Source organism: Tepidiforma flava (genome assembly GCF_027594505.1).
GTDB lineage: Bacteria > Chloroflexota > Dehalococcoidia > Tepidiformales > Tepidiformaceae > Tepidiforma > Tepidiforma flava.
Genome location: NZ_CP115149.1, coordinates 1,359,359 through 1,377,327 on the forward strand (window position 1 = coordinate 1,359,359; position 17,969 = coordinate 1,377,327).

The following is a 17,969-nucleotide window of genomic DNA, read 5'->3' on the forward strand; positions in this document are numbered from 1 at the left end:
GCGCGCCAAGGGGGCGGGGAGGTTGGAGGTTGGAGGTTAGAGGTTGGAGGTTAGAGGTTGGAGGTTGGAGGTTGGAGGTTGGAGGTTAGAGGTTGGAGGTTAGAGGTTGGAGGTTAGAGGTTGGAGGTTAGAGGTTGGAGGTTAGAGGTTGGAGGTTAGAGGTTGGAGGTTAGAGGTTGGAGGTTAGAGGTTGGAGGTTAGAGGTTGGAGGTTAGAGGTTAGAGGTTGGAGGTTAGAGGTTGGAGGTTAGAGGTTGGAGGTTAGAGGTTGGAGGTTATTCTCCCTCCCTGCTCCCTCCTCCCTCCTCCCTCCTCCCTCCTCCCGCTTCCCGGTTCCCGCTTCCCGCTACCATGTCCCCGTGAGCGACTTCGCCAACATCTTCCTCGCGCTCCTCTTCGAGGCCACCCCCTTCCTCCTCGCTGGCGTCGTCATCTCCGTCGTCGCCGGGCCGCTCGTCGAGCGCGTCCTCGCGACGGCCGCGCTCCGCAACCCCGCCGCCGCTGTGGCGGCCGGCGCCTCGGCCGGCCTCGTCCTCCCCATGTGCGATTGCGGCAACCGGCCGCTCGCCCACCGGCTCGCGCTCGCCGGCCGCCGCGAATTCGCCCTCGCCTTCCTCGTCGCCGCCCCGGTCATCAACCCGATCGTCATCGTTACCACCTGGCTCGCCTTCCGCAGCGCCGAGCTCGTCATCCTCCGCCTGCTGCTGACGGTCCTCGCCGCCGTGGCGGTCGCCATCGTCGTCTCCCGACTGCGGCGCGATATCGCCCTGCCGCTCGAGGCCGCGCCCGGAGAACCCGGCGGCGAAGGCCATGCGGCGTCCGGCCCCGGGACCTGGGCGCCGCGCATCCTGGAAGAGTTTTTCGAGCTCTTCCAGTTCCTCGTCGTCGGCGCCGCCCTCGCCGCCGCCATCCAGGTCTTCGCCGACCAGGAGGAGTTCCTCTCCGCCCGCGGCGTCTTCCTCTCCATCGCCGCGATGATGTTCCTCGCCTTCCTCCTCAGCATCTGCTCGAGCGTCGATGCCTTCGTGGTCGCCGGCCTGGGCGGCGCGATCGGGCTCGGACCGGCGCTCGGCTTCCTCGTCTTCGGCCCGCTCGTCAACCTGAAATCGATCCCGATGTACCTGCGCCTCTTCTCCGGCCCGGCCGTCGTCCTGCTGGTCGTCATTTGCGCGCAGGTCGCCTTCGCTGGCGCTGCCATCGCGGAGCTGCGGGCATGGTGAGGCGGCTCGCCTTCGGCGGCGCGGCGGCGGCCCTCGGCCTCCTCATCGCCTGGCGGCTCGCCGACGGCAGCGTCCGCAACCTCGTCCAGGGCTGGTACGTCCCCGTGCTCTGGGCCACCGCCGCCGGCCTCCTCCTGCTCGGGGCGTGGACCCTCGCCGATGCCCTCCGGCGCGGCCGGCGCGACGGCGCCCGTCCCACCGCCGCCGGTGCCCTCGCCGCGGCCTTCATCGGTCTCCCGCTCGTGCTCGGCGCCGTCTACACCCCCCGCCCGCTCGCCTCGACGAACCTCGACCTCGCGGCGACGGCCGCCCGCCAGTTCGGCGCCTCCGCCAGCGCCGCCGACCCGGCCCGCCGCAACATCTACCAGTGGGCCTACGAATTCGAAACCGCCGACCCGGCCGCCATCGCCGGCCAGCCGGTCGACGTCATCGGCTTCGTCTTCCGCAAAGACAGCGACCCGCCCGACCGCCTCCGCGTCGCCCGCTTCGTCGTCGCCTGCTGCATCGCCGATGCGCAGGGGTTCACCCTGCCCGTCGCCTGGAAGGAGGCCAGCGCGCTCGCGAACGACCAGTGGGTCCGCGTCGAAGGCCGCGTCGGCATCGACCCCGATGGCGAGCCGGTCGTGCTCGCCGCCAGCGTAACTCCCATCGAGGCGCCGCAAAATCCGTACATTTATCCGTGACGAACGCCCCGCCCTCGCTGCCCTCGGCGCCGTGACGGCCATCGTCCTCGGCGCGCTCGCCGCCGTATTCCTCCTCGGCGACCAGCGCCGCATCGCCGTCGTCCTCGCCCAGCCCGACGCCGCCGTCCCCGCGCCCGTCACCCTGCGCGAAATCACCCTCACCTTCGACCGCGAACCCTCCCGCGAGGCCGTCGAGGCCGCGCTCAGCTTCGAGCCGCCCCTCGAAGGCGCCATCCGCTGGCGCGGCCGGACGCTCGTCTTCCTGCCCGGCGCCGTCCTCGAACCCGGGCAGTACACCGTCCGGCTCGCCCCCGGCAGCCTCGGGCGCGCCGGCGAACCCCTGCGCGAGCCGTTCGAACACCGCTTCGCCGTCCGCGAACCCGGCGTCGCCGTCATCCAGGTCGCCCCCGGCCGGGCCGAAGAGCGGCTCGTCGAACTCCGCGATGGCCAGGAGCCGCGCATCCTCGCCCGCGCGCCCCGCATCATCGACTACGCCGTTTCGCCGGATGGCGCACAGGTCGCTGTCGTCGCCGCCGATGCCGGCGGCCGCGGCAGCCTCGCGCTCGTGCAGGTCAGCGACGGCGCCGGCCGGTCGCTCGTCTTCGACCCCGCCATCAACATCGGCGGCGTCGCCTGGTCGCCCGATGGCGCCACCCTCGCCGTCGTCCGCCGCGATGAGCTGCCCGGCGGGGGCGAAGGCGTGCCGCGCGCATGGCTCGTCCGCCTCAGCGGCGAATTCGTCACCACGCTCGACCCCGACGGGCTGCCCTCGCTCTACCCCGGCTGGTCGCCCGATGGCCAGCACCTCGCCTACGTTTCGCCGAGCGATGCCCGGCTCATCGTCGTCAATCTCGCCACCGGCGAGCGGCGCGACCTCGGCCAGCCGCGCGGCGGCGCGGCGGCGTGGTCGCCCGATTCCCGCATCGTCGCCTTCGAAAGCGTGCCGCGCTCGGCCAGCGGCGCCCTCCCGCCCCAGCCCGTCCGCGTCGTGAGCCTCGACGGCGCCGTCGACCTCACCCTCGGCCGCGAGGGCGAAATCCGCTCCGCGCCCCGCTTCATCGACAGCGACGTCGTCGCCACTCTCCGCCGCGTCATCGGCCCCCAGCGCACCGGCACCGACCTCGTGTTCGAATCAGTCCGCGATGGGCGGCAGGTGCGCGCCATCGCCCTCGCCGCCGGCACCGACCTCGTCCTCCACTGGGACCTCGCCCCCGGCGGCCGCGCCATCGTCTACACGGTGCAGACCGCCCAGCAGTTCACCACGATCGTCCTCGACCTCGAAACCGGCCAGCGGACCCCGCTCCCGGCCGGCGGCGACGTCCCCCGCTGGCTCCCGTAGCCCGTCCCGGGCCCTCCCCTCGCCTCGCCGCCCCGGTTGGAGGTTGAAGGTTGGAGGTTGAAGGTTGACTGCTGCGCGCTCCGGCGCACACTCCCTCCCGCCTCCCGCCTCCCGCCTCCCGCCTCCCGCCTCCCGCCTCCCGCCTCCCGCCTCCCGGACCCCGGGACATCCGTTGGGCGCATGGCGCCCCGCGGGGACGGAGCCCCGCGACTACGGTTGGAGGTCACGCCACTTCCCGGTTCCCGCCTCCGCGTTCCCCTTCTCCCCCTCTCCCCTTCTCCCCTTCTCCCCCTCTCCCCTTCTCCCCCTCTCCCCTTCTCCCTTTCTCCCTCTCTCCCCTTCTCCCTCCTCCTTCCTACACCCCCAGCATCCGCGCGAGCTCGAGGAAGTCCGCCGCGTTGATATCGAACGCCGGGTCCGGCGCGAGGTCCGGCTGCACGTTGGGGCCGGCCTCCTTCGGCCGCGGGATGAACGCCGCCCGCAGGCCTGCCGCCTGCGCCGCCCGCAGGTCCACCTTGTGCGCCGCCACCAGCATCACCTGCCCCGGTTCGAGCCCGAGCACCCGCGCCCCCGCGAGGTACGCTTCCGGCTTCGGCTTGAAGGCCCCCAGCACGTCCGCCCCCAGCACGCAGTCCCACGGCAGGCCGGCGCGCTTCGCCATCGCCACCAGCAGCGCCACGTTCCCGTTCGAGAGCGTCGAAATCACGAACCGCTGCTTCAGCCGCCAGAGGCCCGGCACGCTGTCCGGCCACGGGTCCAGCCGGTGCCACGCCCGGTTCAGGTCCTCCCGCTCTTCCGCCGAAAGCCCGCCGAGCCCGTACTGCGGCAGCAGCTCCTCGAGTTTCCGCCGGTGCAGCTCGTCCGTCGTCATGAACGGCCACTCGCCGCGGTTCACCTTCGCGATGCCGCCGAGGTACCCCTCGTACCGCCACGCGTCGGCGAACGCGCCCCAGTCCGCCTCCACGCCGTGGCGGGCGCCGGCGGCTGCGAGCTCGCGCATCACCGACGAGCGCCAGTCGACCACCGTCCCGAAGACATCGAAGACGAGCGCGCGGACGTTCTCGAGGGCCATGCGGCGCAGTGTACCGCGGCGGCGCTCTCGCCGGCGCAGTTATTCGCCGCCGTCGCCGGGCCCGGGGGTCACCTCCTCGCCCGCGCCCGAAGCCACGTTGATGATGCGCACCGGCGGCGGAGGCGTCGGCGTCGCGCCGGCCGCCGAGACGCCGTCATCGGCAGCCACCCCGTGGATGCGGATGGGCGGGATCGGCGTCGGCGTCGCCGTCGGCTGGGCTGCTGCCGAAGCATCGCTCCCGCTCCCGGGCGCCGCAGCTGGCGAAGCCGCGGCCAGCGCCTCGGCCCGGCTGCCGAATCCGCTCGTGAACAGCTCCTCGAGTGCGGGCGGGCTGAACGGCGTGCCGGCGTCGATGACGATCACCCGCTGCGGCGGCGGCGCTGCGACCCGGGGCTGGAACGGGCCCCACGCCGCCCGCTCTCCGAACGTGAGGAGGAAGAGGCCGCTCGCGCCGATCCCGAACAGGAACGCGGCCAGCAGGAGCGGGGCTTTTCCTGCCATGCTCCGCATCATGCCTGCTCCCGGCGCAAATGACCAGCGGGTAACCCCCGCGTAAACCGCCGGCGAACCCCGCAGGCCGCTCCGCACGCGAGGCGCACACGCCGCAACCTGTTACCATCAAAGGCCGGGTCCACCGCCTGCCCGCGCGGAGAGGTGCTGGAGTGGACGATCAGGCACGCCTGGAAAGCGTGTGTACCGCAAGGTACCGTGGGTTCGAATCCCACCCTCTCCGCCACGTCATATCTCCCCCTTCCCGCCCCGTCCCTTCCCCGCCGCCTTGCCGCCCCCGCACGCCTCCCGTAGAGTCCTTCGCCAAACCCGAAGGAGATTCGCCCATGCAGAGCCTCGAGGGCAAAGTCGCCGTCGTCACCGGCGCCGCGAGCGGCATCGGTCTCGCGCTCGCCACCCGTTTCGCCGAAGAAGGGGCCGCCGTCGTCCTCGCCGACATCGAAGCCGAGCCGCTCGCCATCGCCGAGGCCGGCCTCCGCGACAAAGGCGCCCGCACCCTCGCGGTCCGCGCCAGCGTCCTGTCCGACAGCGATGTCGAAGCCCTCGCCGAGGCCGCCTACCGCACCTTCGGCGCCGTCCACATCCTCTGCAACAACGCCGGCGTCTCCGGCGGCGCCGGCCTCCCCATCTGGGAAGCCCCGCAGGCGGACTTCGACTGGGTCTTCGGCGTCAACTTCCACGGCGTCCTCCGCGGCATCCGCGCCTTCGTCCCCCGCATGATCGCCGGCGGCGAAGAAGGCCACATCGTGAACACCGCTTCCGCCGCCGGCCTGCTCACCGGCGCCGATGCCTACTCGATTTCGAAGCACGCCGTCGTCTGCCTCACCGAAGGCCTCTACAAGCAGTTCAAACTCATGAACCTGCCGCTCTCCGCCTCCGTCCTCTGCCCCGGATGGGTGAACACGAACATCCTCGACGCCGAGCGGAACCGCCCCGCCGAGTTCGGCCCCGCCCGCGACCGCTCGCAGCTCCCCGCGGAGGTGCAGCAGGGCCGCGCGATGGTCGAGCAGCTCCTCCGCCAGGGCTTCCCCCCGGCCGAAGTCGCCGCCCAGGTCGTCGACGCCATCAAGAACGACACCTTCTACATCTTCCCGATGCAGGAGTACATCTGGCAGGCTGTCCAGCAGCGCTTCCAGGGCGTCCTCGACCGCGCGAATCCCGTGCCGACCGGCCCACTCCGGTAAAGGCGCCGGCCGCGCACCCCTTGCGTTCGTCATAACGATTGGGCGAATATCAACGCCCTATGCTGCCGCTCACCCCGCAGGCGGCGGCGAACCGGCCGCGCATCCTCCGCCGCGCCCTCCTCGGCGCGCTGGCGGCGGTCGCCGCGGCGCCCGCCGCGTTCGCCCACGCCCTCACCTACGAAGTCCAGCCCGGCGATACGCTCTCCGCGATCGCCCTCCGCCACGGCGTCGACCTCGACCGGCTCGCCGCCGCCAACGGCATCGCCAACCCGGACCTCATCTTCGCCGGCCAGGTGCTCACCATCGCCGAATCATCGCCCGCCGTCCCGCCGCCCGGGGGCGCCGTCGCCCCGCCGCGCGAACGGCTCTACCTCGTCCAGCCCGGCGATACGCTCTCCTCGATCGCGCTCGCCCACGGGACCACCGTCCACGCCATCGCCGAGGCGAACGGCATCGACGACCGCGACCGCATCTTCGCCGGTCAACTGCTCACGCTGCCCGTGCCGGACCGCGCCCCGGCGGCGGCGAGCTGGACGCGGCCCGCGGTCGAAGCCCTGCTCCGGCAGGCCGCGGCGGAGTACGGCATCTGGCCGCCCCTCCTCCTCGGGCTCGCCTGGCTCGAAAGCGGCTGGAACCAGGCGATGGTCAGCCCCGCCGGCGCCGTCGGGATCATGCAGATCATGCCCGCAACCGCCGAATGGGGGCTCGAGTACCTCGCGCCCGGTGCCGTGAACTGGCGCACCGACCCCGCCGACAACATCCGGCTCGGCACCGCCATCTTCGCCCACATGCTCTGGCAGGCCGGCTACGACGTCGAAACCGCGCTCGCCTTCTACTACCAGGGCTGGTGGAGCATCGAACAGTTCGGCATCTTCGCCGAGACCGAACAGTACATCGCCAACGTCCTCGCCATCGCCGCCGGCTTCGACTAGGAGGTTGGAGGTTGAAGGTTGAAGGTTGAAGGTTGAAGGTTGGAGGTTGGAGGTTGGAGGTTGGAGGTTGGAGGTTGGAGGTTGGAGGTTGAAGGTTGGAGGTTGAAGGTTGGAGGTTGGAGGTTGAAGGTTGAAGGTTGGAGGTTGAAGGTCACTTCCTCTCCCGCCTCCCCGTTCCCTTTCTCCCTCGCTCCCTCTCTCCCCTTCTCCCCTTCTCCCCTTCTCCCCTTCTCCCCTTCTCCCTCCTCCCTCCTCCCTACTCCCTCACCAAATCCCCGTACGCCCCCGGGATGCGGTCGAGGAGCGCGTTCGTGCCCGGCGCCATGTCCTTCCAGCGCGCCATCGCCGGGTTCACCTGCGCGGCCATCGCCAGCCCGCTCCCGTACGGCGCAATGGTCAGCGGCGCACCGTTCGGGGCGGTGATGATCGCCGTCTCCGGCCCCGCAACGGCGGTGTAGACCCGGTTCTCGTCGCTCCGCGCCCGCGCGACCCGCTCCGTCATCGGCTCCTCCGCGAACGCCGTCCACGCCAGCACCTCGGCTCCTTCGAGCATGAGGATGCGCGCCACCTCCGGCACGAACCCCTCCTCGCCGCAGAGGATGCCGACCCGGCCCGCCGGCGTCTCCACCACCGGCGGCAGCGATTCGCCCGTTTCGATACCCCGCCCGTGCGAGGCCGCGTGGACGATCGTCGCCGACGGCGTGACCAGGACCGCCAGTTCGCGCGGATGCGCTCCATCCTCGCGCGCGCCGAAGAGCAGGCTCCCGCCGCGCTCCCGCACCGCCGCCTCGAGCCGCGGCAGCGCCGCCTCCCAGCCCGCGGGCGCCGCGGCGCCGCCGGCCACGATGAGGTCCGCGTCCTGTTCGCGCTGGTCGAGGTAGAGCGCGAGCAGCCCGTCGGCGTCCCACGCCGGCCGCGACGGCGCCGCCGCCACCCGCCGGCTGAGCTGCGCCGGCACCACCGGCTCCGCCAGCGCCTGCATCGCCGGCAGCCCCGCCGTCGGCTCCACCAGCCGGCCGTAGAGCGCAGGCCGCCGGCGCGGCCGCTCGGCCGCCATCGGCTCGATATCGAACGTCACCACCGCGCCGCTGTCCGCCGGCGCGCAGAACCGGGTCACCCCGGCGGGGTCGTAGACCGACGAGCGCCCGGCGTACACCAGCGAGCTGCCCTCCGGGCCGAACTTGTCCGCGGCGGCGATCCACACGCCGTTCTCGAACGCCCGCACCGGCACGAGGTACTCGCACTGCGTGGTCGAAAGCTCCGCCATCGTCCGGCCCCACGAGACCCACGCCGTGAGGTCGAGGATTACCTCGGCCCCATTGACCGCCAGCGCCCGCGCCACCTCTGGCTGGCGCGCATCCGCGCAGATGAGGATGCCGAACCGCGCGAACCCCGCATCCCACACCGGGAACGCCTGACCGCGCCGGAACCAGCGCGCATCGAAATGCCAGAGGAAGCTCTTGTCGTACCGCCCGCGCACCTCGCCCGCGGGGTCGAAGACGAGCCCGCTGTTTGTCAGGCTGCCGTCGTCGTGCGGCACGGCGAGCCCCGCCGCCAGCCAGTAGCCCCACTGGCGGCATTTCCCGGCCAGCGCCGCTGTCACCTCGGCGAACGGCCGCACCCCGGGCCGGTCGTACGGCCGCTGGTCGCGGACGTAGTAGGCGGGGTAGGAGCACTCCGGCAGGCCGACGAGCTGCGCACCCTGCCGCCCGGCCTCATCGAGCGCCTCCATGATCGCGGCCCAGTTCTCCTCGGCGCGCTCCAGCGGGTGCGCCGGCACCTGGCAAAGCCCAACCCTGAACGGCTGCATGGGTACCTCCCGCGGAGATTATGGCCGGCCTGCAGGGTCCGCCTGGCCGAGGAACTGGCCTCCGGCGCCGAGGGGAAGCCCCACGACCGGCTCGAGGATGAGCTGGCAGATGGGCATCCCGGCCCTGAGGCGAATGCCTGCCGGCCCGAGATTCATCATCTCGAGCGCAATCGTGCCGCGAAAGCCGGCGTGGATCGTCGGCGCTGTGAAGTGGATGAGCAGCCCGAGACGGGCAAGCGAACTCTTCCCCTCCACCCGCGCCGCGAGGCAGCCCCGCTCCCCCGCCTCCTCCGAAAGCTCAGGCGGAAGCGGGAGACGAATCTGCTCTTCTGTCATCCCCAGCACGAACCGGCCCGGGTCGAGCACGAACCCCTCGTCTGCGATCTCCACCCGGTCGTAGAGCCGGTCCAGCGTGGCGGCAACGCGGCCGACGGTCGGGTCGAACGTCACGCTGACATCCTTCGCAGGCACGCGGAGCACCCGCCCGAGCCGCAGGTTCACTGATGTCGGGTCGAACGCCCCCGCGCTGTTGGGAGAGGGGAGTGCCGGCCGTGGCTCGATGACCAGCCGGCCGTCCCGGAGCGCCTCGATGATCGCGGCGTCGCTGAGGATCACCCTGGCTGCTCACTGGAGAGGCTGCTTAGCGGCACGACCGCGTACCGCACCGCCCCGTAGACGTCGCCAGGGACTTCGATTAGCGCATGGTCGCCCCGCTTCTCGAGCACGCGGACCGTCACCCGCCCGCTCCCGTTGTGACGGTCGACAACGAGGTCAGCCGAGGCGATGAAGCCGATCTGCTGCCCGTCGATATCCTCGATGATCGCCGCCACCTCCGAGGGGAACAGGCCGTCCGACAGGCGCGCGCGGACTGTGGCATTCGACATCCTGGGCCTCCTGTGCCCGCGCATTGTTGCGCACAGGTGTTCGCATCGCAACGCATACCACCCGCCCCCGCCCCCGATCCGGCACAATGGACCGTGCATGCGCATCGCCATGGTCTCCGCCCACACCAGCCCCCTCGCGCCCCTCGGCGGCCGCGAAACCGGGGGCATGAACGTCTACGTCCTCGAACTCTCCCGCGAACTCGCCAGCCTCGGCTACGAGGTCGACATCTTCACCCGCCGCGACGGCCTCCTGCCCGCCGTCGAACCCATCGCGCCCCGCCTCCGCCTCGTCCGCATCGACGCCGGCCCGCCCGCCCCCATCGAAAAAGAAGCCATCATCGGCCACCTCCCCGAGTTCGTCCGCAACCTCCACGCCTTCGCCTGCGACGCCCCCGGCTACGACCTCATCCACTCCCACTACTGGCAGTCCGGCTGGGCCGGCACCATCCTCGCCCGCCGCCTCCGCCTGCCCCACGTCGTCATGTTCCACACCCTCGGCGAAGTCAAAAACCGCGCCCGCTTCGGCGAGGCCGAGCCCACCCTCCGCATCCGCCACGAGCGCACCATCGCCCGGCGCGCCGACGCCATCGTCACCGCCAGCGGCCACGAACGCCAGCTCCTCGAACGCTACTACGGCGCCGACCCGGCCCGCATGCACACCGTCCCCTGCGGCATCGACCTCGACCTCTTCCAGCCCCTCCCGCGCGAAACATGCCGCGCCAGCCTCGGCCTCCCGCTCGACCGCCCCGTCCTCCTCTGGGTCGGCCGCCTCGAGAAGCTCAAAGGCCTCGAAATCCTCCTCGATGCCGTCGCCGGGCTCGAACGCCGCGACGCCCTCCTCCTCATCCTCGGCGGCGACGACCGCGCCGCGCCCCTCCGCGCCGAACTCGAAGCACAGGCTGCCCGCCTCGGCCTTGCCGACCGCGTCCGCTTCACCGGCGCCGTCGACCACGCCGAACTCCCCCGCTACTACAGCGCCGCCGATGTCTGCGTCGTGCCCAGCTTCTACGAAAGCTTCGGCCTCGTCGCCGTCGAAGCCATGGCCTGCGGCACCCCGGTCGTCGCCTCCCGCGTCGGCGGCCTCCAGTCCACCGTCATCGACGGCGTCACCGGCTACCTCATCCCCTGGCGCTGCCCCGAACCGTTCACCGAGAAGCTCGACGTCCTCCTCGCCAACCCCGAGCTGCGCGCCAACTTCGGCCGCGCCGCCCGCGCCAGCGTCGAGCGCTTCCGCTGGAGCACCGTCGGCCTCCGCATCGCCGACGTCTACGATGCCGCCCTGGCCCGCTTCGCCCGCCACGAACCGCCGGCCGGCCGGCCCTTCGCCCCCGAAGCGTGGGAGGCCGCCGTCATCGCCAGCGGCGGCTGACCCGCCCCGCGTCGACACCCCGCCCGCGCGGCGCCTACGATGGGATCGTGACCCCCCGCGCCATCTTCTTCGACCTCGACGACACCCTGCTCGATACCTCCGGCGGCGTGCAGGAAGCCTGGAAATCGACCTGCGCCGCCTTCGCCCCCGAGCTCGGCATCGAGCCGGAACCGCTCCAGCAGGCCATCCGCGAGCAGCTCATGACCTTCTGGAAGGATGAAGCCGCGGTCGAACACTGGCGCACCCGCCTCCACGACGCCCGCCGCCACAACGTCGCGCTCGCCCTCGAACGGCTCGGCCTCGACCCGGCCGCCGCGCCCCGCCTCGCCGACCGCTACTGGGACGAGCAGGCCGCCCGCATGCGCCTCTTCGACGACAGCCTCGAAACCCTCCAGCGCCTCCGGGACGCCGGCTTCCGGCTCGGCCTCCTCACCAACGGCCCCGCCGAGATGCAGCGCTGGAAGCTCAGCCGCTTCCCCATCGAAGCGCACTTCGATGTCATCGTCATCGAAGGCGAATTCGGCCGCGGCAAGCCCGACCCGGCAGTCTTCGCCCACGCCCTCGAGCGCACCGGCGCGCGGCCGGAAGAAGCCTGGCACATCGGCGACAACCTCTACGCCGATATCGGCGGCGCCCGCCGCGCCGGCATCCACGCCGCCTGGATCCACCGCGACCGGCTCGAACTCGGCGAGGATGCCCCCGCCCTCCCCGACCGCGTCCTCGCCCACCTCGCCGACCTCCGCGAACCGCTCGGCCTCTGACCTGCGCCCCGGCGCGCCGCGACGTCAGCTGTCGCGCCCTCCTGCCATGCTGCGCCCGCATCCCGGGCCGCCCGGCCCGTCATCCGGGGGGAAGCGCATGCGCGACGCCGTCCTCGCGGCCGCCGCCTGGATCGCCGGCATCGCCCACATCCTCGGCGGCTGCCTGATGGTCATCATCTGGCTCGGCGGCCTCGGCTGGTTCGTCCTCAGCGGCGCCGTTCTCTATGCCATGGCATGGGTCATCCTCGGCCCGCTGCTCGCGTACGCTGCCGGGTTCCTGCTGCGCGTGCCCTTCGTCCTGCTCGGGCTGCTGCTCGCCGCGCTCGCCGGCCGCCGCGAGGAGTACCTCGCCTTCCTCGCCCGCATCAGCGACCGCTGAGCCCGCCTACCGCCGCAGCTCCGACCCCTTGAACGGCGCCCCGATGACCGGCCCGATGAGGCAGACGTTCGCCGCGCCGGCAGCGATCGGCACCAGCCCGATGACCGCGATCACCCAGCCCGCCGGGCCGCCGACCAGCAGCCCGATGACGATGAGGGCGATGCCCAGGGCGATGCGGAGCAGCCGCCCCGCCGTCGAAGCCATGAACCGTGCGAGTGCCATCCTGTCCCTCCATCGGTGCGGCATTCCCTGCCGCCGCCGCGATCATACGCATCCTGTCCACCCCCTGATCAGGCCGCGACGTCCGACCCGGCCAGCCTCGCCGGGCCGTTCGTTCCTCGACCGGTAACGAATTTTTCGTTACACTGTCTCCCGTGGACGACCAGCTCAACCCCGCCGAACGGATCATCCGCCGGTTCGGCGGCCAGAGCGCCCTCGCCGCCCTCCTCGGCAGGCGCCAGAGCACCGTCCAACACTGGGCGAAGACGGGGCGCATCCCGGCCCAATGGCACGGCGCCCTCATGTCGCTCGCCCGCCAGCGAGGTGTCATCCTGGAACCCAAAGATTTCGTCCAGCCCCAGCCCCGGACCATCGAGCCCGCCTCCGGCAAACTCGGCGTCCTCCTCGTCGGCCTCGGCGCCGTCGCCACCACCTTCATCGCCGGCGTCGAAAACGCCCGCTCCCGCGGCGCCCTCCCCATCGGCTCCCTCACCCAGATGGGCACCATCCGCCTCGGCAAGCGCACCGAAAAGCGCTCCCCGCTCATCAAAGAGTTCGTCCCCCTCGCCAGCCTCGACGACCTCGTCTTCGGCGCCTGGGACCCGATCCCCGACAACGCCTACGACGCCGCCCTCAAGGCCGGCGTCCTCGACCGCCACGAGCACCTCGACCCCATCGCCGATTTCCTCCGCGGCATCGAACCGATGCCTGCCGTCTTCGACCAGCGCTACGTCAAGCGCCTCCACGGCACCAACGTCAAATCCGCCCCCACCAAGATGGCCCTCGCTGAAGCCATCCGCCAGGACATCCGCGACTTCAAGGCCCGCAACGGCTGCGACCGCCTCGTCATGATCTGGTGCGCCTCCACCGAAGTCTTCATGGAGCAGTCGGCCGAGCACGCCAACCTCGAAGCCTTCGAAGCCGCTCTCGAAGCCAACTCCGACGCCATCGCCCCCTCCATGATCTACGGCTACGCCGCCCTCATGGAGGGCGTCCCCTTCGCCAACGGCGCCCCCAACCTCACCGTCGACATCCCCGCCCTCGTCAAACTCGCAAACGACCGCGGCGTCCCCATCGGCGGCAAGGACTTCAAGACCGGCCAGACCCTCGTCAAGACGGTCATCGCCCCCATGCTCAAAGCCCGCATGCTCGGCGTCGCCGGCTGGTACTCCACCAACATCCTCGGCAACCGCGACGGCGAAGTCCTCGATGACCCCGAAAGCTTCAAGACCAAGGAAGAATCGAAGCTCGGCGTCCTCGAATACATCCTCCAGCCCGACCTCTACCCCCAGCTCTACGGCAACATCTACCACAAGGTCCGCATCAACTACTACCCGCCCCGCGGCGACAACAAAGAAGGCTGGGACAACATCGACATCTTCGGGTGGCTCGGCTACCCGATGCAGATCAAGATCGACTTCCTCTGCCGCGATTCCATCCTCGCCGCGCCCCTCGTGCTCGACCTCGCCCTCTTCTTCGACCTCGCCCAGCGCGCCGGCATGAAGGGCATCCAGGAGTGGCTCAGCTTCTACTTCAAGAGCCCCCAGCACGCGCCCAGCGTCTACCCCGAGCACGACCTCTTCATCCAGCAGACCAAGCTGAAGAACACCCTCCGCTGGCTCATGGGCGAAGAGCAGATCACCCACCTCGGCCTCGAATACTACGAAGAGGAGTAGCGCCCGCCGCGCTCCTGCCCGCACCGCAGCGGTCCCGGCCAGCCCGCCGGGGCCGTTCGCTGCATAATCGAACCGTGCCCCGCTACGACTCCGTCCGCGCCCTCGCCGGCGATACCCCCATCGTCGAGCTCCGATCCCTCGCGCCGCGCCCCGGCGTCCGCATCTTCGCCAAGCTCGAAGGCCAGAACCCGACCGGCTCCATCAAAGACCGCATCGTCATCCGCATCCTCGAGGCCGCCCGCGCGGCGGGCCAGCTGACGCCCGGCCAGCCGATCATCGAAGCCTCCACCGGCAACACCGGCGTCGCCCTCGCCCTCTGGGGCCGCCTCCTCGGCCACCCGGTCGAAGTCTGCGTCCCCGAATCCGTCTACCCCGAAATCGAACAGCTCCTTGCCGTCTACGGCGCGCGCGTCCGCCGCGTCCCCCGCCAGGCCGGCATCAAGTCCGCCCGCGAAGCCGCCCGCGCCATCGCCGCCGAAACCGGCGCCCACTACTTCGGCCAGTTCGACAGCGACGAGAACGTCCGCGCCCACGAAGAATGGACTGCCGCGGAGATCCTCGCCGACATGGCCGCCGTCGGCGGCGTCGATGTCTTCGTCGCCGGCATCGGCACCGGCGGCACCATCACCGGCGTCGGCCGCCGCCTCAAGGAGGCGAACCCCGCCTGCAAGGTCCTCGGCGTCGAACCCCGCCTCGGCGTCCACGTCCAGGGCCTCAAATCACTCGACGACGGTTTCATCCCCCCGATCCTCGACGAATCCGTCCTCGATGGCCGCATCCTCGTCGGCAACCGCCACGCGTTCTCCCACGCCCGCCGCGCCATGCTCGCCGAGGGCCTCTTCGGCGGCATCTCCTCCGGCGCCGTCCTCCACGCCGCCATGCGCGCCGCCTCCCGGCTCCAGCGCGGCAACATCCTCGTCATCTTCGCCGACGGCGGCTGGAAGTACCTCGGCACCGACCTCTGGTCGGCCGACGGCGACCCTGCCCCCAACGGCGCCGACGATGACCCCCTCGACGATATCCTCTGGTGGTAGCCCGGCGCCTCAGCCCGCTTCGGCCGGCGCCTTCCGCAGCAGCAGCCCGACCCGGGGGATGGGCGGCACGAGGAAGGGGCCCGCGTTCACGAGGTCGATGGCGTCGTACCCCGCCTCGCTGAAGGTCGCCGCCAGCCGGCCCCAGCCCCGGAGGTCTACCGCCGGGCAGCCGCCGGAGACGAGCTTCGCATGCAGCCGGTTGAGCAGCGGATTCACCACCGGCGCAATCTCCAGCACGAGCGCCCGCCCGCCCGGCGCCAGCACCCGCGCCAGCTCCCGCGCAAAGGCGTGCACCACGTCGTCGTCGAACCGCCGCAGGAAGTAGAAGCTCGTGATGCAGTCGAACGCCGCGTCCGGGAAGGGGAGCTTCTCCGGCCAGCCGATGAGGTCCACCGGCCCCGGCCCGTGCGCGATGTCCATGCAGACCGGCGGCTCGTCGCAGCCCGCGCGCGCCGCGAGCAGGTGGGCATAGGCGGCCGTCCCGCAGCCGATATCGAGGTAGCGCCTGCCCGGCCGGAGCTCCAGCAGCTCGAGCACCCGGCCCGCGCGCGGCGTCAGCAGCGCCTGCCCGGCCTGGGAGCCGGCCGCCTGCGCGAGCCAGCGCCACCGCCCGGTCAGCCAGCGCTNCCGATATCGAGGTAGCGCCTGCCCGCGCCGGAGCTCCAGCAGCTCGAGCACCCGGCCCGCGCGCCGGCGTCAGCAGCGCCTGCCCGGCCTGGGAGCCGGCCGCCTGCCAGGCGAGCCAGCGCCACCGCCCGGTCACGCCGGGCCAGCGCTCCCGCGCCGCGATGACGGCCCGCCGGCGCCGCATCATAGCCGGTACACCATCCGCGCCCCGCCCGGTCCTGCCAGGCGAGCTCCAGCTTCTCCAGGTCCTCCGCGTCCTCTGCGGCTTCGTCGTAGAACATCGTCAGCGGTCCCATGCGCACCCCGGATTCCTGCAGCCGTTCGGCGAGCACGATGAGCGGGTGGACGGCGCCGAAGCCCCGCATCGCCGCGAAGGAGCAGAACGCGGCCAGCGCCGCCCCATTGCCCGGCGGCACGAACCGCTGCGCCGGCGCGCCCTCGGCCTCCACCGTCAGCCGCATCGCCACGAGCGTACGGCCCGCCGCGCCAACGGGCGATGCGCCTACCGCCCCCGCCGGCTCTCCCGCGCCGCCAGCTCGGCCGCGGCCTTCGCCGCGATCCGCCCCAGCACGTGGGCGAGCACCCCGGCGCTCGGCTCGTCCAGCTCGCTCGTGAAGTACTGGCGCACCCCGCGCAGGTGGCGCGGCGCCGCGTCCCGCAGGCGCTCGAACCCCGCCGGCGTCATCTCCACCCACCGGCCACGCCGGTCGGCGTCGTCCGGGCAGCGGGTCACGAGCCCCGCCTCGACCATGCGGTCCACCAGCCGCGTCAGCCCGCTCTTGCTGATCACCACCCGCCGCGCCAGCTCGGTCATCCGCAGCCGGTTCCCCTCCGCCTCCTCCAGCTGCACCAGCACGTCGTACCACGCGAGCGAAAGCCCCGCTCGCGCTGCAGGTCCTCCTCGAGCAGCGTCGTCACCCGGGCGTGCGCCTCGAGGAACGCGCGCCACGCCGCCATTCGGAGGTCGCCCATGACCCGCGCATCATGCAACCTTCCAATCTTCTCATCAACTGCGGTGCTTACACCGCCATCAGCTCCGCCCACGCCTCGTCCGTGAAGGCCTCTGCCGGCACCAGCTCCGGCCCGACCATCACCGCCGCCGCCGCCAGCCCGAGCAGCGGGTTCTTCGCCCGCGCCTCGCGGAACCGCAGCTTCCGCGCCGTCGCCTCCGGCCCGAACTCCGCGTGGATCACTGCATCGAGCCGGGCGGCGAACCGGAGCCGCCGCATCCGCTCGGCCCGCTCCTCCGCGTACGGCGCGAACAGCGCCGGCCCCCAGTCGTCGCTCCCCAGCAGCAGCTCGCCCACGATGCGCACGTCGCGGAGCGAGATGCTCAGCCCCTGCCCCACGATCGGGTCGTTGAACCCCGCCGCGTCGCCGATGAGCACGGCCCCGTCGCGCACCGGCGAATCGACCCACGTGCTCTGGTTCGGCACCGAATGGCACGGCCCCGCGATCGTGCCCGCCGCAATCGCCGCGCTGCCCGGCACCGAGGGCAGCCGGAACGCCTCGAGGAACCGCGCCGCCGCTCCTTCACCGCTGAACCGCCCCTTCTGGTCGTAGCCGTAGCTCAGGTAGAGCCGGTGCCGGCCGCCCCCTGCGGGAAGACGAAGTACTGCACGTTCGCCTCCGTCCCCATGCTCTGCACCTCCGCCGGCCAGTCCGGCACATCCTCCACCAGCAGGCCCGCGAAGAGGTGGTGCGGCTCGTCCTCGTGGAGCTCGATGCCCAGCTGCTTCCGCACCTGCGAATTCCGACCGTCGGCCCCCACCACCAGCCGCGCCGCCGCTTCGAACGCCTGCCCGCCGGCCTCCCACGCCACCGACGGCGCGGCGCCCGTGCGCACCTCGAACCGCGTCACCCCGCGGATGGCCGTCGCGCCCGCCGCGACGGCCGCATCGAACAGCGCCTGGCAGGCGTTCGGGTGCCCGATTGCGAGCGGCCCCGGCACCCCCGGCAGGAACGCCCGGAGGTCCAGCTTCTGCGCGTCCGCCTCCCCGGGTCGATCCCTTCGCCGTACTCCACGTGGTACGGCAGGTGATGCTGGCTCACCCCGGCCAGCACGTCGTACAGGCCCGTCCGCCGCGCTTCGACCACGCCCCACGGCGCAATCCACTCCCCGCGCACCACGTCCCGGAACTGCTCCGTCCGCTCCAGCACGAGCACCGAGCGCCCGGCCCGGGCAAGCACCGTCGCCAGCCCGCTCCCGGCGATGCCGCCGCCGACGATGATCACGTCATACCGTTCCACAGGGGCCATCCTTCGTTCGTT

The 17,969-nt window shown here is 71.8% G+C and carries 21 protein-coding genes and 1 tRNA gene; 11 read left to right on the forward strand and 11 right to left on the reverse strand.

Annotated elements, in window-relative coordinates:
- Positions 1–358: 358 nt before the first annotated feature.
- From O0235_RS07715 to O0235_RS07725, 3 genes are read left to right on the forward strand one after another with little or no spacing between them, the layout of a single operon-like run.
- Complete coding sequence (locus O0235_RS07715; protein ID WP_270057966.1) at positions 359–1,219, forward strand: permease; 861 nt, start codon at positions 359–361, stop codon at positions 1,217–1,219.
- Positions 1,213–1,902 carry a TIGR03943 family putative permease subunit gene (locus O0235_RS07720; RefSeq protein ID WP_270057967.1) on the forward strand — a complete coding sequence of 230 codons (690 nt, stop codon included), beginning with the start codon at positions 1,213–1,215 and terminating at the stop codon, positions 1,900–1,902. Before O0235_RS07715 ends, O0235_RS07720 begins: the two co-directional genes overlap by 7 nt.
- Before the next feature lie 31 nt (positions 1,903–1,933).
- Positions 1,934–3,241 (forward strand): TolB family protein, encoded by a 1,308-nt coding sequence (locus tag O0235_RS07725; protein WP_270057968.1) that lies wholly within the window; start codon positions 1,934–1,936, stop codon positions 3,239–3,241.
- A 355-nt stretch (positions 3,242–3,596) separates the two neighbouring features.
- Here O0235_RS07725 and O0235_RS07730 read toward each other — a convergent pair whose 3' ends face one another.
- Together O0235_RS07730 and O0235_RS07735 are read right to left on the reverse strand one after the other, a co-directional pair.
- Positions 3,597–4,313, reverse strand: a complete 717-nt coding sequence (locus tag O0235_RS07730; protein ID WP_270057969.1) for a haloacid dehalogenase type II — start codon at positions 4,311–4,313, stop codon at positions 3,597–3,599.
- A gap of 39 nt (positions 4,314–4,352) precedes the next feature.
- Positions 4,353–4,814: a hypothetical protein gene (locus O0235_RS07735; protein ID WP_270057970.1), complete on the reverse strand. Its 462-nt coding sequence runs from the start codon at positions 4,812–4,814 to the stop codon at positions 4,353–4,355.
- 147 nt (positions 4,815–4,961) lie between these two features.
- Here O0235_RS07735 and O0235_RS07740 point away from each other — a divergent pair.
- From O0235_RS07740 to O0235_RS07750, 3 genes are all read left to right on the forward strand, one after another.
- Positions 4,962–5,049 (forward strand) — tRNA-Ser (locus O0235_RS07740).
- A gap of 100 nt (positions 5,050–5,149) precedes the next feature.
- Positions 5,150–6,007: an SDR family NAD(P)-dependent oxidoreductase gene (locus O0235_RS07745; protein ID WP_270057971.1), complete on the forward strand. Its 858-nt coding sequence runs from the start codon at positions 5,150–5,152 to the stop codon at positions 6,005–6,007.
- 59 nt (positions 6,008–6,066) lie between these two features.
- Complete coding sequence (locus O0235_RS07750; RefSeq protein ID WP_270057972.1) at positions 6,067–6,939, forward strand: lytic transglycosylase domain-containing protein; 873 nt, start codon at positions 6,067–6,069, stop codon at positions 6,937–6,939.
- Between the two features lie 256 nt (positions 6,940–7,195).
- On the opposite strand, the gene O0235_RS07755 is transcribed toward O0235_RS07750, so the two are convergent.
- Genes O0235_RS07755 through O0235_RS07765 form a run of 3 tightly spaced genes read right to left on the reverse strand, consistent with a single transcriptional unit; the run spans position 7,196 to position 9,633 of the window.
- Positions 7,196–8,749: a carbon-nitrogen hydrolase family protein gene (locus tag O0235_RS07755; RefSeq protein ID WP_270057973.1), complete on the reverse strand. Its 1,554-nt coding sequence runs from the start codon at positions 8,747–8,749 to the stop codon at positions 7,196–7,198.
- Positions 8,750–8,767: 18 nt separating this feature from the next.
- Positions 8,768–9,364, reverse strand: coding sequence for a dCTP deaminase (gene dcd, locus O0235_RS07760; protein WP_270057974.1), 597 nt, complete (start codon positions 9,362–9,364; stop codon positions 8,768–8,770).
- Complete coding sequence (locus O0235_RS07765; RefSeq protein WP_270057975.1) at positions 9,361–9,633, reverse strand: hypothetical protein; 273 nt, start codon at positions 9,631–9,633, stop codon at positions 9,361–9,363. Before O0235_RS07765 ends, dcd begins: the two co-directional genes overlap by 4 nt.
- A gap of 97 nt (positions 9,634–9,730) precedes the next feature.
- Here O0235_RS07765 and O0235_RS07770 point away from each other — a divergent pair, with 97 nt between their 5' ends.
- The 3 genes from O0235_RS07770 to O0235_RS07780 all read left to right on the forward strand — a co-directional run bounded on the left by O0235_RS07770 (position 9,731) and on the right by O0235_RS07780 (position 12,142).
- Positions 9,731–11,002 (forward strand): glycosyltransferase, encoded by a 1,272-nt coding sequence (locus O0235_RS07770; protein WP_270057976.1) that lies wholly within the window; start codon positions 9,731–9,733, stop codon positions 11,000–11,002.
- A 47-nt stretch (positions 11,003–11,049) separates the two neighbouring features.
- On the forward strand, positions 11,050–11,763 hold the full coding sequence (locus O0235_RS07775) for an HAD family hydrolase (RefSeq protein ID WP_270057977.1): 714 nt from the start codon (positions 11,050–11,052) through the stop codon (positions 11,761–11,763).
- Between the two features lie 97 nt (positions 11,764–11,860).
- Positions 11,861–12,142, forward strand: a complete 282-nt coding sequence (locus tag O0235_RS07780; RefSeq protein ID WP_270057978.1) for a hypothetical protein — start codon at positions 11,861–11,863, stop codon at positions 12,140–12,142.
- Positions 12,143–12,148: 6 nt separating this feature from the next.
- On the opposite strand, the gene O0235_RS07785 is transcribed toward O0235_RS07780, so the two are convergent.
- On the reverse strand, positions 12,149–12,364 hold the full coding sequence (locus O0235_RS07785) for a YgaP family membrane protein (RefSeq protein ID WP_270057979.1): 216 nt from the start codon (positions 12,362–12,364) through the stop codon (positions 12,149–12,151).
- 152 nt (positions 12,365–12,516) lie between these two features.
- Between O0235_RS07785 and O0235_RS07790 the strand changes: the two genes are divergently transcribed.
- Together O0235_RS07790 and O0235_RS07795 are read left to right on the forward strand one after the other, a co-directional pair.
- Positions 12,517–14,037: an inositol-3-phosphate synthase gene (locus tag O0235_RS07790; protein ID WP_270057980.1), complete on the forward strand. Its 1,521-nt coding sequence runs from the start codon at positions 12,517–12,519 to the stop codon at positions 14,035–14,037.
- Positions 14,038–14,111: 74 nt separating this feature from the next.
- A complete protein-coding gene (locus O0235_RS07795; RefSeq protein WP_270057981.1) occupies positions 14,112–15,071 on the forward strand; it encodes a PLP-dependent cysteine synthase family protein in 960 nt (319 codons plus the stop codon).
- A gap of 9 nt (positions 15,072–15,080) precedes the next feature.
- Here the strand turns inward: O0235_RS07795 and O0235_RS07800 are convergent, their stop codons facing one another.
- From O0235_RS07800 to O0235_RS07820, 5 genes are all read right to left on the reverse strand, one after another.
- The gene (locus O0235_RS07800; RefSeq protein ID WP_270057982.1) at positions 15,081–15,749 is read right to left on the reverse strand and encodes a class I SAM-dependent methyltransferase; all 669 of its coding nucleotides are present in this window, start codon (positions 15,747–15,749) and stop codon (positions 15,081–15,083) included.
- 451 nt (positions 15,750–16,200) lie between these two features.
- Positions 16,201–16,548 (reverse strand): MarR family winged helix-turn-helix transcriptional regulator, encoded by a 348-nt coding sequence (locus O0235_RS07805; RefSeq protein ID WP_373324395.1) that lies wholly within the window; start codon positions 16,546–16,548, stop codon positions 16,201–16,203.
- A 169-nt stretch (positions 16,549–16,717) separates the two neighbouring features.
- Positions 16,718–17,188: an FAD-dependent oxidoreductase gene (locus O0235_RS07810; RefSeq protein ID WP_373324396.1), complete on the reverse strand. Its 471-nt coding sequence runs from the start codon at positions 17,186–17,188 to the stop codon at positions 16,718–16,720.
- A gap of 80 nt (positions 17,189–17,268) precedes the next feature.
- Positions 17,269–17,649, reverse strand: a complete 381-nt coding sequence (locus O0235_RS07815; protein WP_270057984.1) for an FAD-dependent monooxygenase — start codon at positions 17,647–17,649, stop codon at positions 17,269–17,271.
- Complete coding sequence (locus O0235_RS07820) at positions 17,556–17,948, reverse strand: FAD-dependent oxidoreductase (protein WP_270057985.1); 393 nt, start codon at positions 17,946–17,948, stop codon at positions 17,556–17,558. The genes O0235_RS07815 and O0235_RS07820 overlap by 94 nt, the downstream gene beginning before the upstream one ends.
- Between the last annotated feature and the right edge of the window lie 21 nt (positions 17,949–17,969).

What these genes read in the sequence shown, in the direction of transcription:
- O0235_RS07755 (WP_270057973.1), bottom strand. Translation starts at nt 8,749, where the DNA reads ATGCAGCCGTTCAGGGTTGGGCTTTGCCAGGTGCCGGCGCACCCGCTG.
- O0235_RS07785 (WP_270057979.1), bottom strand. Translation starts at nt 12,364, where the DNA reads ATGGCACTCGCACGGTTCATGGCTTCGACGGCGGGGCGGCTGCTCCGC.
- O0235_RS07730 (WP_270057969.1), bottom strand. Translation starts at nt 4,313, where the DNA reads ATGGCCCTCGAGAACGTCCGCGCGCTCGTCTTCGATGTCTTCGGGACG.
- O0235_RS07720 (WP_270057967.1), top strand. Translation starts at nt 1,213, where the DNA reads ATGGTGAGGCGGCTCGCCTTCGGCGGCGCGGCGGCGGCCCTCGGCCTC.
- O0235_RS07765 (WP_270057975.1), bottom strand. Translation starts at nt 9,633, where the DNA reads ATGTCGAATGCCACAGTCCGCGCGCGCCTGTCGGACGGCCTGTTCCCC.
- O0235_RS07735 (WP_270057970.1), bottom strand. Translation starts at nt 4,814, where the DNA reads ATGGCAGGAAAAGCCCCGCTCCTGCTGGCCGCGTTCCTGTTCGGGATC.
- O0235_RS07770 (WP_270057976.1), top strand. Translation starts at nt 9,731, where the DNA reads ATGCGCATCGCCATGGTCTCCGCCCACACCAGCCCCCTCGCGCCCCTC.
- O0235_RS07780 (WP_270057978.1), top strand. Translation starts at nt 11,861, where the DNA reads ATGCGCGACGCCGTCCTCGCGGCCGCCGCCTGGATCGCCGGCATCGCC.
- O0235_RS07745 (WP_270057971.1), top strand. Translation starts at nt 5,150, where the DNA reads ATGCAGAGCCTCGAGGGCAAAGTCGCCGTCGTCACCGGCGCCGCGAGC.
- O0235_RS07750 (WP_270057972.1), top strand. Translation starts at nt 6,067, where the DNA reads ATGCTGCCGCTCACCCCGCAGGCGGCGGCGAACCGGCCGCGCATCCTC.